Below are 14,368 nucleotides of genomic sequence, written 5' to 3'. Positions count from 1 at the left end.
CAGCACTGGCAGACTGCACGGCAGTTCGTCGGTGAAGTTGTAGCTCTTGGCGACGAAACGCGAGAGGTAGCGCCAGACCTCCAGGTTGAAGCCCAGAGGCCGGCAAATCTGATCGACTATGCGTATATCGTCGCGGGTTTTCGGTTCGATGAAGAAAAAACGCCCATCGGCCTTCAGCGGGGTATCGAACAGGCCTTCCTGGTTGAAGATCAGGTCGAACTGCGGTTGTGCGTCACCTATGCCGAAGGGAAGAATTTCGTCGATCAGCACGACGAACTGATCAATCGTGCAACGGAACAGCAACTGAAACTCGCGGAACAGGCCGAGCGCACGAAGGGCGTTGTTGGTAATTTTGATCGGCTTTTCCGCCATTGCCTTGGCCCGGGCTGCGGGGTCGACCGTTTCGCCGCGGATCTCGGCATGGTGACAGGCCCAAAGAAAGCGATCGACTTCGTAGGGCGGCAAGTCCAGCCAACGGCTCAAGCGCAGCATCCGGTTGATCCGGTCCATGCCGGTGAGCGTAATGTTGAGGAACTGACGGGTCGAACCCTCGACAGGCGCGGACAAGTCGATCGACTTGGTGTTGCCGGAGTTGATGTAGGTCGAGCCAAACTCACTGGGGGTCGGTGCTGCGACCGGAACGTTGGGGGATCGGGTCGGCGCGAAAGTTTCAATCGACAGCAACTGGGTCAACCTCAGCGCGTCGATATCGGCCTTGGCGCAGAAATACACCGAGTCGAGCAGTTTGGCCGCCGTGGAATTGAAGTTATCCAGGTAGAATTTCGCTTCGTTACCGGCGACCACGAAGCGCTCGGTCAACAATTGCTGCTGTTGCGGCCCGAGTTTGCACGACAACTGCAGCGCATTATCCGACAACGCCCCGCGCACGCCAGGCTGCTTGAAGTACGGTGCGGGAGGGTCGATGGCGCGAACGACATGGCCCAGCAATATCCGGTTCTGGTCCAGCACCCGGGTATATTGCTCCTTGTACCACTCGAACGGCATCGACCGGGGGGAAAGCGCGTCACCCGGAGCACGTCATCGACCACCTGATTGTTGTCTTCAAGCGCGGGCGCCAGGTAGGCCTCGATGATGTTTTCCAGTATTTCGTTGAACAGCTTGACCGTCGGTTTTACCTGGAAAGTGGCCTTGGCGTCGATGACCATGTTGGCCAGATCGGGGCGTCGCGTGTCCAGCGTGACCAGTCCGGCGCCACCCGCCGCCCGCGCCTCCAGGTCCCGTGCCAGCGTGATCAGATGCACGAAATAGGCAACCGCGAAGTTGTTCGCACTCATGGTGTTCGGCGGGCTGGCCCCCTCCCACTTCGGTCCGAACAGATCATTGAAATTGGGCATTTCCATCACCGCCCTGGCGCCGGAGCGGTGCAGCGGGTTTTCCGGCCCCTGCCTCACCAGCCGCTGTTCACGAAACTGCCGGGCGGCGTACAGCGCCAGGCTCGCGGCTTTGTCGCGCAGGGCCTGCACGTCATCACCGGCCACCCCGAAGGTCTCTTCCAGGCTCTGGTGATCCATCTTCAGGATGCCGAACACCGAGCCGCCCTTCTCGATGTATTCGCTGCATTTCGCGCGAGTCCTGGCGCCTCGTTTCGTGGGCACGGAGTCGAGCAGTTGCTGCAGCGATGGGTTGGTGATCGCCTTTCTCACTGTCGTTCTCCTGCCAGGGGCGGCGCCGGTAAAGGCGAAGGGTTTTGGTACGCACGACCTTTGTACGCCGGGCATTGAAAACGCCACACCTGTGAGAACTGACAGTGCCGACGGGCGGTAGGTGTTACCGGGGACAGAAAACAGGCATGAGAACGAGGGGGAAGCCCCGTGGCGCAGGGCCGGGGAACGCGTTCGATACGCGGGGGACGGCGGGCAAGAAAAAACTGTTCAGCCAGGAATTCGTCGCGTCGAACGATGAACGCGACGTCAGTCACTGCGAGAACGTCTGGGGCGGAATCAGGTCACGCAGAAGCCGACAGCGGCTGAAAACTGAAATAGCGCCTCAACGCCTGCACCAGATCCGCGAACTCCGGCGCGGCCCACTGCAAGCGGAACCCGGCGTCGTAATGCAGGGGGGTGGCGTCTTCATGGCACCATAGGCAACAGGCGCCAAGGTCAACCACCTGCAAACGACCATCAGGCAAGGGGATCTTCAAGCGCAACTCAAAATCGGCGCCAATCATCATCGGCAACTGGCTGATGAGCATCAGCCCGTCTTCAGAGACGTTGCCCAGAAATCCGATCGGCTTGTCGGTAACGCTGTTGAACACTCTGAGAAAATACGGCAGTTGATGCCGCTCGATCCGGCGGTCAGAGGACATGTTGGGTTCGCCATGCAAGGCCCCCGAGAGAGGCCGCACTATCACTTCGGAACGGGCCTGCCTTTGAAGGCATTGGCGCGCTCTCCCCGGTCACGGTGCGACAGTCGATACGGCGCTGTCGCTTACTCCTGCCGATCACAGGTGTTGCCTCGGTCCGCAAGCCACGCTTGAGAGCCGGATAATTGGACTATAGCTCACCCTTGCCGGTGAGCCAGCTTTGAATGACAAGCCCAATCAGAACCGCGTCGGACGCACCACGGCGGCACTTCGCAACGGGAAATGTCGCAGCGATTGCAAGGTATCCAGCCGCGCCTGGGCACGGTAGGCGTATTCGCTCTGCGGGTACGAAGCGATGATGAACTGGTAAGTCTGCCCCGCGTCCACGAACAGTTTTTGTCGCTCCAGACACAAACCGCGCAGCATCGACACTTCCGGCCACACGTATGACCGCGCGCGGCTGGCACGATCAACTTTGGACAATTCGAGTGTCACCTGTTCGCAATTGCCACGCTCGTAGGCGCTGTAGGCGTTATTCAAATGATGGTTCATCGACCAACGGGTGCAGCCCGTAACGCTGACTACGGCGAGGGCAAGGGCGGCTATGGGCATGAATCGCATGGGGGTTCTCCTGTCTTGAGCTCTGTATCGACCCGTCGACGGAAATCTTCAGGCTGCCGGTCATCTAATGTACCCGGTTCAATCAACAAACGAATAAGTAGTGCACATGAACAATGACTACACCCCAAGAGCATAGTAGCCTCACTCAGCGCTTGAACTCAGGAGTCTTTGCATGTCCGTCCGTCGTACCAAAATCGTCGCTACCCTTGGCCCGGCCAGTAACTCGCCGGAAGTACTGGAACAGCTGATCCTGGCTGGCCTGGACGTCGCCCGCCTGAACTTTTCCCACGGCACGCCCGACGAGCACAAGGCTCGCGCGAAGCTGGTGCGGGACCTGGCGGCCAAACACGGTCGCTTCGTCGCCCTGCTGGGTGACCTGCAAGGTCCGAAAATCCGTATCGCCAAATTCGCCAACAAGAAGATCGAGCTGAAGATCGGTGACAAGTTCACCTTCTCCACCAGCCATCCTTTGACTGAAGGCAACCAGCAGGTCGTCGGCATCGACTACCCGGACCTGGTCAAGGATTGCGGCGTGGGCGACGAGCTGCTGCTCGACGACGGCCGCGTAGTGATGCGCGTCGAAACCGCCACCGCCACCGAACTCCATTGCGTCGTGACCATTGGCGGTCCGCTGTCGGACCACAAGGGCATCAACCGTCGTGGTGGCGGCCTGACTGCCCCTGCCCTGACCGAGAAGGACAAGGCCGACATCAAGCTCGCCGCCGAGATGGAAGTCGACTACCTCGCCGTGTCCTTCCCGCGTGACGCAGCCGACATGGAATACGCCCGCCAACTGCGCGACGAAGCCGGCGGCACCGCCTGGCTGGTCGCGAAGATCGAACGCGCCGAAGCCGTGGCCGACGACGAAACCCTCGACGGCCTGATCAAGGCTTCCGACGCCGTGATGGTGGCCCGTGGTGACCTGGGCGTGGAAATCGGCGACGCCGAGCTGGTGGGCATCCAGAAAAAGATCATCCTGCACGCCCGTCGTCACAACAAGGCCGTGATCGTGGCGACCCAGATGATGGAGTCGATGATCCAGAACCCGATGCCGACGCGCGCCGAAGTGTCCGACGTAGCCAACGCCGTGCTCGACTACACCGACGCCGTGATGCTCTCGGCCGAGAGTGCCGCTGGCCAGTACCCGCTGGAAGCCGTGCAGGCCATGGCGCGCATCTGCGTCGGTGCCGAAAAGCACCCAACCGGCAAGACCTCCAGCCACCGCATCGGCAAGACCTTCGAGCGCTGCGACGAAAGCATCGCCCTGGCGACCATGTACACCGCCAACCACTTCCCGGGCGTGAAAGCGATCATCGCACTGACCGAAAGCGCCTACACCCCGCTGATCATGTCGCGTATCCGCTCCTCGGTGCCCATCTATGCGTTCACCCCGCATCGTGAAGCCCAGGCCCGTCCGGCCTTGTTCCGCGGCGTGTACACCATTCCGTTCGACCCTGCCTCCCTGCCACCAAGCCAGGTCAGCCAGGCGGCCATCGACGAGCTGCTCAAGCGCGGTGTGGTGGAGCAAGGCGACTGGGTCATCCTGACCAAGGGCGACAGCTACAACACCATTGGTGGCACCAACGGCATGAAGATCCTGCACGTTGGCGACCCGATGGTCTGAGTGACCGGTTGCTGAAAAAACAAAGCCCCGCCATGTGAATGGCGGGGCTTTTTGTTTTATGGTTCTGATGATGTGTTGGCCTCATCGCGAGCAGGCTCCCACATGAGATTTGTGAACGACGCGACTCCTGTAGGAGCGAATATGTCGAGGCGTCGAACCGTCGCGATGGAGGCACAGGCACCGAGTGGTGTCAGGCGGCCAGCGTTATCGTTGACGACCATCGCGAGTGAACTCGCTCCTACAGGAACAGGGGCCCCAGCCGACGAGGATTCAGCGCTTGTTGATAAACCCCGACAACGCCGCCACCGCCTCCGGCGAGCGCAACCGTTGAATAAAGAGCGCGCCCTCCTCTTCTATTGCCTTGCGCAGAGGCTCGCGGTCCAGCGCCTTCATCAGTTGTTTGCTGATGCGCACCGCGTCCGGCGGCAAGGACTCGAATCGCAGGGCCATCTCCCGCGCCCGGGCCAATGCTTCTTCGCCACTGCCCAGGGCTTCGGACGCGATGCCCCAAGCCGCCGCCTGCTCACCATTAAAACCTTCGCCGAGCAACAACAACTCAGCCGCCTTGGCGTGCCCAAGCAGGCGCGGCAGGATCAGGCTGGAACCGAACTCCGGGCACAAACCGAGGTTGACGAACGGCATGCGCAGTCGCGCGTCCCGGCTGACATACACCAGGTCGCAATGCAGCAACAGCGTCGTGCCGATGCCCACGGCGGCCCCGGCCACTGCCGCGACCACCGGTTTGCGGCATTCGAGCAGCGCCAGCATGAAGCGGAACACCGGGCTGTCGAGGCTGCTTGGCGGTTCCTGGAGGAAGTCGGCGATGTCGTTGCCGGCGGTGAAGCACTCACTGGAGCCGCTGATCAGAACGGCATTGATGTCCGAGTCGGCATCCGCCTGCCTCAACGCCTCGCCCAATTGGCTGTACATGGCGCGGGTCAGGGCGTTCTTTTTATCGGGCCGGTTCAGGCGCAGGGTCAGCAGGCCGCGTTCGCGTTCGATCTGGATGGCATCGGTCATGGAAGGTCTCGCGTCTGAAAGGTCAGCGCTCAACCGCGAGGCAGGAAGACGTCGGCCAGCAGTTGGTTGCGCGGCAGTCCCGCCAGATACAGGCGCCGGGCGAAGGCGTCGACGCTGTCGGGGGACCCGCAGAGTAAGGCCAGGGTTTGCCGGGAAACAAGCCGCAGTTGCGCCAAAGCCGCCGGCAACTCGGTCGACGTCCACAGCTCGACACTGAGGTTCGGGCGACTGGCGGCCATGGCCTGCAAGGGTTTGGCCAGATAATGCCCTTGCGCATCATGGGCCAGGTGAATCACGCGGATGTCGCCCTGGTGATCCTGGCGCAAGGCTTCGCGCAACACGCCGAACAACGGCCCAAGGCCGGTGCCGGCCGCCAACAACCAAAGCGGCCGAGTGTCCCAGTCGGGGTCGTAATGCAAGGCGCCACCGCGCAGCTCGCCCAGGCGCAGGCTGTCGCCGACGCTGAACTGACGTGCGGCGTCACTGAATTGGCCGCTCTGGCGGCAATCGAGGTGGAACTCCAGAAAGCGATCTTCTTGCGGCAGGCTGGCCAGCGAATAAGGGCGCGCCACCTGTCCCGCCCACAGCACCAGATGCTGGCCGGCGCTATAGCGCAAGGGCTGTTGTGGGGTCAGACGCAGGCGCAATACGTCGCGGCTCAGCCAATCGACGGCAGCGACTTCGGCCGGACGTCCGTCCTGCAGAGGATCGAAGGCGTGCACCTGCAAATCCTCGATCACCTGACATTGACACGCCAGGCGCCAGCCTTGCTGGCGTTGCTCGACGCTCAATGCATCGGGCCGGTTGTCGCTGGGCAACCCTTGGCTGCATTGCACCAGGCACGCATGGCAACTGCCGGCGCGGCAGCTGTAGGGCACGGCCACGCCGTTTTGATTCAAGGCATCGAGCAGGTTGCTGCCCGGTGCCACCGACCAACTGCGATCGCCGACCCGCAACTCAGGCATCGACATTCTCCCAGGCCGCGGCACAACGATTGCGCCCGTCGCGTTTGGCCCGATAGAGCGCCTGGTCGGCACGCTGCAAGGCGTCATCGAGGTCGTCACCCGGCTCCAGCAGGGTCATGCCGCCCGACAGGCTGAGGTTACCCACCTTCAAGCCGATCAACTGGACATCGGTAAACGCGATACGCAGTCGCTCGCAACAGGCCGTCAGGCGTTCCGGGCTGCAATCGGGCAGCAGCACCACGAACTCCTCGCCACCATAACGGGCCAGCACATCGCCATCGCGCAAGCAGGCACTGGCCACACCGGCAAAGGCTTGCAGCACCTGATCGCCCGCAGCGTGACCGTGCACGTCGTTGATGCGCTTGAAATGGTCAAGGTCAATCAGCGCCAGACCATGGGCGACACCCGGTTCCATGGTGTCGAGCTCCCGCGAAGCCAGGCGCAGGAAGTGCCGGCGGTTGAACAATCCGGTCAGTTCGTCGGTGGCGACCAGGTCTTCGAGCTGACGCATCATCCCCCGCAGGGTGTCCTGATGCGCTTGCAAGGCGAACCGGCGCTGGCGCATCCGTTGCCGCGACGCCTGGACGTACCGCGCATAGAGTTCCAGCCAGACCAGCACGATCAACAGCACGCATGCCTGCAAGGCCGCCAATGCCGGATCCGCCAGCTGGAAGTTGTAGCCTTCCCACAAGGTGATCGCGCTGAAACTGAAAAACACCAGCAGCGCACACCGGGCAAAGGCGCGGCGAGACAGGTGGAACAGGCCGAACAACAGAATCAGCACGTAGAACACCAGGAACGCGCCACGGGCTTCATCCAGATTGGCGATCAGCCAGGATTGCCAGCCCAGCCCCAGCAATACCTGGGCTTCGGTCAGGCTGGGATCGCTGAAGCGCAGGTTCCAGCCGCTGTAGAACACCGCGAACAAGGCCGCCTGGCTGATGAACGCCAGCGCACTGCCGACAGCGACGTTCGTCAGGGACTGATGGTAATGCCCGGTAAAAAACGCCAGCCACAGCAACATCAGGGCCAGGGCATAGGTGCCGGCTGCGAGGGCAAATCGTTTGAGCAACAGGCGCTGGATGGCGTTATGGGTCAATCGTTGACTCACCGTGCTAAAGGAGGCTGATCGAGTGTCCTGCTCTACAGACCGATCGCCACTTTAGTGGCGAGGCGGATAAATGACCATTCAATTTTTGGTCCACCGGCCGTCCAGCCCCACCCGCCCGTTATGCGACCAACGAATAACCCTTGGCACGTGTGCCGGCTACCTGGGCGCGGTATACTGCCGCGCCGTTTTAGCCAGAAGAGCGGCTGCAAGCTTTCAGCTTCAAGCAGCAAGCTCAGAGCAGTATGCCGACAGCTTCATCGTGCCGCTTGATGCTGAAAGCTCATAGCTGCCTTAAGAATCGAGGAACGCGACTCATGACCGTGATCAAGCAAGACGACCTGATTCAGAGCGTTGCCGACGCCCTGCAGTTCATTTCTTATTACCATCCCGTGGACTTCATCCAGGCGATGCACGAGGCCTACCTGCGCGAAGAGTCGCCGGCAGCCCGTGATTCGATGGCACAAATCCTGATCAACTCGCGCATGTGCGCCACTGGCCACCGCCCGATCTGCCAGGACACCGGCATCGTCACCGTATTCGTGCGCGTGGGCATGGATGTGCGCTGGGATGGCGCCACCATGGGCCTGGACGACATGATCAACGAAGGCGTGCGTCGCGCCTACAACCTGCCGGAAAACGTCCTGCGTGCTTCGATCCTCGCCGACCCGGCGGGCGCTCGCAAGAACACCAAGGACAACACCCCGGCGGTGATCCACTACTCCATCGTTCCGGGTAATACCGTGGAAGTGGACGTGGCGGCCAAGGGCGGCGGTTCCGAGAACAAGTCGAAGATGGCCATGCTCAACCCGTCCGACTCGATCGTCGACTGGGTACTCAAGACCGTTCCGACCATGGGCGCCGGCTGGTGCCCACCGGGCATGCTCGGCATCGGTATCGGCGGCACCGCCGAAAAAGCCGCGGTCATGGCCAAGGAAGTGTTGATGGAGTCCATCGACATTCATGAGCTCAAGGCCCGTGGCCCGCAGAACCGTATCGAAGAAATGCGCCTGGAGCTGTTCGAGAAGGTCAACCAACTGGGCATCGGCGCCCAGGGCCTGGGCGGCCTGACCACCGTGCTCGACGTGAAGATCATGGATTACCCGACCCATGCCGCGTCCCTGCCGGTGTGCATGATCCCCAACTGCGCCGCCACCCGTCACGCGCACTTCGTACTCGACGGTTCCGGCCCGGCTTCGCTGGAAGCGCCGCCGCTGGATGCTTACCCGGAAATCGTCTGGGAAGCCGGCCCGTCGGCTCGTCGTGTCAATCTCGACACCCTGACCCCGGAAGAAGTGCAGAGCTGGAAGCCGGGCGAAACCGTCCTGCTCAACGGCAAGATGCTCACCGGTCGCGACGCCGCGCACAAGCGCATGGTCGAGATGCTGAACCGAGGCGAAAGCCTGCCGGTGGACCTCAAGGGTCGTTTCATTTATTACGTCGGCCCGGTCGATCCGGTGCGCGAAGAAGTGGTTGGCCCGGCGGGCCCGACCACCGCAACGCGGATGGACAAGTTCACTCGCCAGATCCTCGAGCAGACGGGTCTGTTGGGCATGATCGGCAAATCCGAGCGCGGCCCGACCGCCATCGAGGCGATCAAGGACCACAAGGCCGTTTACCTGATGGCAGTGGGCGGTGCAGCTTACCTGGTGGCGCAAGCCATCAAGAAATCCCACGTGGTGGCCTTCGCCGAGCTGGGCATGGAAGCGATCTACGAGTTTGAGGTCAAGGACATGCCGGTCACCGTTGCTGTGGACAGCAAGGGTGAGTCGGTGCATATCACCGGTCCTGCCATCTGGCAGAAAAAGATCAGTGAGAGCCTGGCGGTGGAAGTGCAGTAAGTTGCACTGAAACGCTCGAAAACCGGCCCGCCAGCGATGACGGGCCGGTTTTTTTTCGCCTGCGCAACGGCGATTTTCCTCCTTTATGGGGCCGACCTGTCAGATGTGACAGGTCACAGCCCGCGAATCCGCTGATAAGTTGAGTGCACAAGTGCGTCCTTGTCAGGTGGAAATGCAAATGGCCACAGAAGACCCTAAAGGCACGATCAACATTGCCGTCCCCGCCCAGCCGAAAATGGGCGGCGCCATTGCCAGTTTCGGCAGCTGGTCGCCGGCGGGGCCCAACGGTTCTGCCGAGATGTCCTTGCCGCTGCCGATTTCCGCCGCCCCCAATCGAAGCCTGGTGCCGCGTATCGGCTTGAGCTATAGCAGCCAGGTGGGCAGCGGCATGGCCGGCATGGGCTGGCATTTCTCCGTTGACGCCATCACCGTGCGCACCAGCAAGGGCGTGCCGGTCTACGAAAAGAACCGGGACGTCATGGTCGGCCCCGGCGGTGAGGTGCTGATGCCGGAGCTGGGGGCGGACGGCGAGATCGTCGTCAGCACCGACAAGATCGGTACCACCGCTTACCAGGTGCTGCGCTATCAAGCGCGCGATGAAGGTGCCTTCGCCAAGGTCGAGCGCTGGTTCAATGACGAGGATGTTGGCGGGTTCTTCAAGATCCAGAGTGCCGATGGCAGCACCCGTATCTATGGCAAGTCACTGAACGCGCGCCGGGCCGAGCCCCGGGACGATGGCCAGCCAACGGCAGTCGATCGCACCGGAGTGTGGATGTTCGAGGAGCAGAGGGACGTATACGGTCAGCACATTGTCTGCGAGTACAAAGCGGACACCGGTGGCCCCGAAGACAACCAGGGACGTGACTTCCGCTCCCAGCGCTACCTGCATCGGGTGCTGTACGGCAACGCCAAGGCCGAACCGGAACTGTATTCGTTGAAGCCCGAGGGCTGGGCCGATGTGCATTTCCTGTTTCACCTGCTGTTCGACTACGGCGAACGCGAACACGACCTGACGAAACAACCGGTTTATGGCCCTCCCTATTCGCAGCCGGGGGATCAATATGGCGAGTGGACAGTGCGCGCCGATCCGTTCACACACTATGACTATGGTTTTGAGTTGCACACCCGCCGTCTTTGCCGTCAGGTATTGATGTTCCACCATTTTCCAGAGGTACAGGCTCATCCGTTTCTGGTGAGACGGCTATTCCTGTCGCACCAGGAGACCGACCTCGACTACAGCCAACTGGTGGCCGCCCATTTCCAGGCGTACGACAGCTTCGGCAACGTGGAAAGCCGGCCGCCCATGGAATTTCGTTACGCCCCCTTCGAGGCCAACCCGGATCGCCAGCCCGGTTGGCAGGCTTTTCCCGAGATGCCGGGGCTCAACGACGGTCAGCGCTATCAGTTGGTCGATTTGTACAACAAGGGCATACCGGGTGTTCTGTACCGCGACGACAAGGCCTGGCATTTCAGCGAGCCCCTCCGGAAAGAAGCCGGCAGTGATGAGGTGCGGTACGGCGACTTCAAGGCGCTGCCCTCGATCCCGGTGGGAGACAGCCGTAAACCCATCAGGCAGACACTCAGCGATCTGAACGGTGATGGCAGCCTGGAGTTTGGCTATAACTCCCCGAGCATGAACGGTTTTATCTCCATGACCCCGGAGCGGGAATGGTCCCAGTTCGTGCCCTATAAATCCTTCCCTGCCGAGTTCTTCCATCCCAAGGCACAGATGGTCGACCTGGTCGGTGATGGCCGCACGCACGTGGCGATGATCGGCAACAACAGCGTGCGCCTGTACACCAACCTGGGCCAGGACAAAGGGTTTACCAGCGCCCGGGATGTGCCGCACCAGGGCGACCTTGCACTGCCGCAACCTGGCGACAACTGGGAAACGGAGGTGGTGGGGTTTGGTGATTTATTGGGCAGCGGCAAACAGCACCTGTTTCGCCTGCGGTGCAACTCGCTGCAATGCTGGCCCAACCTCGGGCATGGGCGCTTCGGCCAACCGGTTGTGCTGCAATCACCCACATTTGATTACAACGCGTTCAATGCCTCGCGTGTGCTGATCGCGGACGTGGATGGCTCAGGGGCCGCTGACCTGATCTACCTGGAATCCGGCTGCATGCGCGTGTTCATGAACCACGCCGGCAAGGGCTTTGCCACCGAGTCCGTTGATATCCCCTGGCCGGAAGGCGTCCGTTACGACCGCTTCTGCCAGGTGACTACCGCTGATTTGCTCGGGTTGGGGTGCACCAGCATCGTCCTGACCGTCCCGCACATGTCGCCACGCCACTGGCGTTATGACTTTGTCCGCGCCAAGCCGTACCTCATCAATCGCAGCAATAACAACATGGGGGCTGCCAGCACGATCCGCTATCGCAGTTCAGCGCAGGAACAACTGGACGATGAATTCGAGCAGCATCAAGTCGACCCGAAAAAAATCGTCATTTCCAAATTGCCCTTCGCCCTGCACCTGGTCAAACAACAGACCCAACTCGATGAAATCACTGGCACTCAATTGTCGCAGGTCTTGAGCTATCGCCACGGTTACTACGACCCCATCGAGCGCGAATTCCGTGGCTTTGGCCTGGTGCTACAGACCGACACCGAAGGGACCCCGGCGCAACGGGCGGCCGAAGGCTTCACCGCGCCGGTCCTGAGCAAGACCTGGTATCACACGGGCGAGTTCATCGACCCACCAAGGGACGGCTATTACTGCGGCGACGGCAAAGCCGTGGACCTCAAACCCACTCGGTTGGAGCGCTACCACACCCGCGACCGGGCGGCGGAACCCTTCGAGCCGGACGAGGAAACGGCCCGCGAAATTGCCCGCACGCTCAGCGGCTCGGTCCGACGCACGGAAGTGTTCGCGGCTGACCATCCACGGGTGCCCTATGGGGTCACGGAAAACCGTTTGCAAGTGCGCCTGCTGCGCGCAAAAGGTGAACACAATCCTTATTCAGTGCTGCAAGCGATGGGACTGGAGTCGATCAGCTACCAGTACGAACCCCAACTGCCGGATGACCCCCGCTGTGAGCATCAACTGAACCTGGGATGGGACCCGTACGGCAACGTACTGCACGCTTGCGTGGTGTATTACGCGCGCCGCACAACCCCGGAAAATCCGCCTTTCGCCGACGAGCATGAAAACCGCTATTGGCGCGACGCTCACGATGAAGCTCAGCAGTACCATTACCTAACCGAAACCAAAGCCGAACTCATCCACGTGTATGACGAGGCGAACTGGAAATCGGGAATGCCCTATCGGCTGGCTCTGCACTTTCGCGAGCGCGTGAATGCCCTGGTACTCGAAAAGGCTGAGTTGATCCCCGAAAACATCCACCACGAGCATTTCGTCTCACAGACCGACGAAAACGGCGACTGGGCGAGGCGAGCGGAACTGGCGGGTATGTCCATGCAATTTTACGTCGACCCGGCGACCAATGAGACGCTGCCCAAGGGCGTGGCGACTGTCGAGGCGCTGCCCGGGTACGTGGAGATTGCCGAGCTGGACAGAAAAGCCCTCGGCGCCTACGACAAACTCAAGGATGAAAACGGCAACATGCCGTTCAACCTCAAGGAGAAGCTCGAATCCCGCGAAGTGGGCTACCACATCATGGACCCGTTCCTGCCCGAGGTTGACCAACCGCCGCCGGAGGACCCGAGCGACGCGAAGAACTACCTGTGGTCAATCCACCGGGGGTTCATGCATTACCTCGACAAGGGGCGTTTCCACAACGTCGACTATTTCCAGCAGACCCGGAGCCACGGCATTACCAAGGTCACGCAAGACGCTTACGACTGCGTGCACGAGTCGGTCGAGTTGCCCGACGGTTGCATCACCCGGATCAAAGACGTCGACTACTACACCTTTCTGCCCAAAACCATCATCGATCCCAATCAGAACGCCCAGCAAGCAAGCTACAACGCCTTTGGTGATGTAAAGGTCACCAGTTTTTTCGGCACCGAACTGGGTCAACCCGTGGGCTTCGATCCACTGGAAGACTATGTACCGCCAGAAGATCAAAGCCCGGCGCACGCCATCGAAAACCCCGACGAGGCCATCGGCAACTATGCCTCGGCGCTGTTCACCGATCTGTTCGCCTGGATGGGCCGTGTTCCGGAGACCCAGCCGCTGCAAGGACCATGGTTCGACTGGGCGTTGGCCGCCGGCTTCATTCTGCCCAGCGGGCACCTGTGTGATCGGGCCCGTCAGCATGTGTTGGAGCTGGAAACGCCGAGCGCCCACGAACAGTTGCTCAAGCAGTATGTCGACACTGCCACGCGCCAACCCAGGCACGGGGCAGTGTTCCTGGCCGATCGTTACCCAAAGGATCCTGACAAGCAGGTGCGCATAACGATCACCCATCACGACGGTTTTGATCGCGAACTGCAGACCAAGCAGGAAGTAGAACCCGGCAAAGCCTGGGTGGTACTCCCCGACGGCACCTTGAAACTCAAGGCCGACGGTACGCCAGAAGAGGCCGAAGCGGCCCGGCGCTTTCGGGTCAGCGCGCGCCAGGAGTTCAACAACAAGGGTTTGCCGGTGCGGATCTACCGCCCCTATTTCGCCGACAGTTCCCGCTGGGTCAAGGACGTATCGTTACGCGAGGTCCAGTATCACGACAGACAGTTCTACGACCCCCTCGGACGGCCAACGGAGACCATCCTGGCAAAAAAAATGCCCCAGGGCCCGAATGCCGAGCTCAAACCCTTGCGGCGTGAAATGTGCTATCGCACCTGGTACACCGCCGCGTTCGATGAGAACGACAACTTCGATCCACCACCGGCGGAAAAAGGAAAAACCCCTGGACGTTGCATTGATCCAGACGGGAGCGGTCTGAACGCTCGACCCGGACGATGATC

The 14,368-nt window shown here is 61.2% G+C and carries 9 protein-coding genes; 3 read left to right on the top strand and 6 right to left on the bottom strand.

Features of this window, described 5'->3' with window-relative positions; translation table 11 throughout:
- Positions 1–815 precede the first annotated feature (815 nt).
- The 3 genes from AB4O36_RS02705 to AB4O36_RS02695 form a co-directional block, all read right to left on the bottom strand.
- Positions 816–1,664: a Tc toxin subunit A gene (locus AB4O36_RS02705; RefSeq protein WP_460121468.1), complete on the bottom strand. Its 849-nt coding sequence runs from the start codon at positions 1,662–1,664 to the stop codon at positions 816–818.
- A 302-nt stretch (positions 1,665–1,966) separates the two neighbouring features.
- A complete protein-coding gene (locus tag AB4O36_RS02700) occupies positions 1,967–2,326 on the bottom strand; it encodes a PilZ domain-containing protein (RefSeq protein WP_460121466.1) in 360 nt (119 codons plus the stop codon).
- 234 nt (positions 2,327–2,560) lie between these two features.
- The gene (locus AB4O36_RS02695) at positions 2,561–2,944 is read right to left on the bottom strand and encodes a tetratricopeptide repeat protein (RefSeq protein WP_460141006.1); all 384 of its coding nucleotides are present in this window, start codon (positions 2,942–2,944) and stop codon (positions 2,561–2,563) included.
- 172 nt (positions 2,945–3,116) lie between these two features.
- Here AB4O36_RS02695 and pyk point away from each other — a divergent pair, with 172 nt between their 5' ends.
- Positions 3,117–4,568 (top strand): pyruvate kinase, encoded by a 1,452-nt coding sequence (gene pyk, locus AB4O36_RS02690; protein ID WP_460121463.1) that lies wholly within the window; start codon positions 3,117–3,119, stop codon positions 4,566–4,568.
- Between the two features lie 270 nt (positions 4,569–4,838).
- Here pyk and AB4O36_RS02685 read toward each other — a convergent pair whose 3' ends face one another.
- The 3 genes from AB4O36_RS02685 to AB4O36_RS02675 are packed head-to-tail and all read right to left on the bottom strand — an operon-like array spanning position 4,839 to position 7,652.
- The gene (locus AB4O36_RS02685; protein WP_460121461.1) at positions 4,839–5,588 is read right to left on the bottom strand and encodes an enoyl-CoA hydratase-related protein; all 750 of its coding nucleotides are present in this window, start codon (positions 5,586–5,588) and stop codon (positions 4,839–4,841) included.
- Between the two features lie 29 nt (positions 5,589–5,617).
- Positions 5,618–6,553, bottom strand: coding sequence for an iron-sulfur-binding ferredoxin reductase (locus AB4O36_RS02680; RefSeq protein ID WP_460121459.1), 936 nt, complete (start codon positions 6,551–6,553; stop codon positions 5,618–5,620).
- Positions 6,546–7,652: a GGDEF domain-containing protein gene (locus AB4O36_RS02675; protein WP_460121457.1), complete on the bottom strand. Its 1,107-nt coding sequence runs from the start codon at positions 7,650–7,652 to the stop codon at positions 6,546–6,548. Before AB4O36_RS02675 ends, AB4O36_RS02680 begins: the two co-directional genes overlap by 8 nt.
- 326 nt (positions 7,653–7,978) lie before the next feature.
- On the opposite strand from AB4O36_RS02675, the gene AB4O36_RS02670 reads away from it, so the two are divergent.
- Positions 7,979–9,502: a fumarate hydratase gene (locus AB4O36_RS02670; protein ID WP_460121456.1), complete on the top strand. Its 1,524-nt coding sequence runs from the start codon at positions 7,979–7,981 to the stop codon at positions 9,500–9,502.
- 178 nt (positions 9,503–9,680) lie between these two features.
- A complete protein-coding gene (locus tag AB4O36_RS02665; protein WP_460141005.1) occupies positions 9,681–14,366 on the top strand; it encodes a SpvB/TcaC N-terminal domain-containing protein in 4,686 nt (1,561 codons plus the stop codon).
- Positions 14,367–14,368: the final 2 nt, after the last annotated feature.

The sequence above is a fragment of the Pseudomonas sp. S2_E01 genome (assembly GCF_054668365.1).
The sequence above is the reverse complement of the archived record's forward strand: the minus strand, read 5'-3'. Positions and strand labels throughout refer to the sequence as shown.

Coding starts and splice junctions, on each gene's coding strand:
- AB4O36_RS02680 (WP_460121459.1), bottom strand. CDS start 6,553: ATGCCTGAGTTGCGGGTCGGCGATCGCAGTTGGTCGGTGGCACCGGGC.
- AB4O36_RS02665 (WP_460141005.1), top strand. CDS start 9,681: ATGGCCACAGAAGACCCTAAAGGCACGATCAACATTGCCGTCCCCGCC.
- AB4O36_RS02685 (WP_460121461.1), bottom strand. CDS start 5,588: ATGACCGATGCCATCCAGATCGAACGCGAACGCGGCCTGCTGACCCTG.
- AB4O36_RS02670 (WP_460121456.1), top strand. CDS start 7,979: ATGACCGTGATCAAGCAAGACGACCTGATTCAGAGCGTTGCCGACGCC.
- AB4O36_RS02700 (WP_460121466.1), bottom strand. CDS start 2,326: ATGTCCTCTGACCGCCGGATCGAGCGGCATCAACTGCCGTATTTTCTC.
- AB4O36_RS02695 (WP_460141006.1), bottom strand. CDS start 2,944: ATGCGATTCATGCCCATAGCCGCCCTTGCCCTCGCCGTAGTCAGCGTT.
- pyk (WP_460121463.1), top strand. CDS start 3,117: ATGTCCGTCCGTCGTACCAAAATCGTCGCTACCCTTGGCCCGGCCAGT.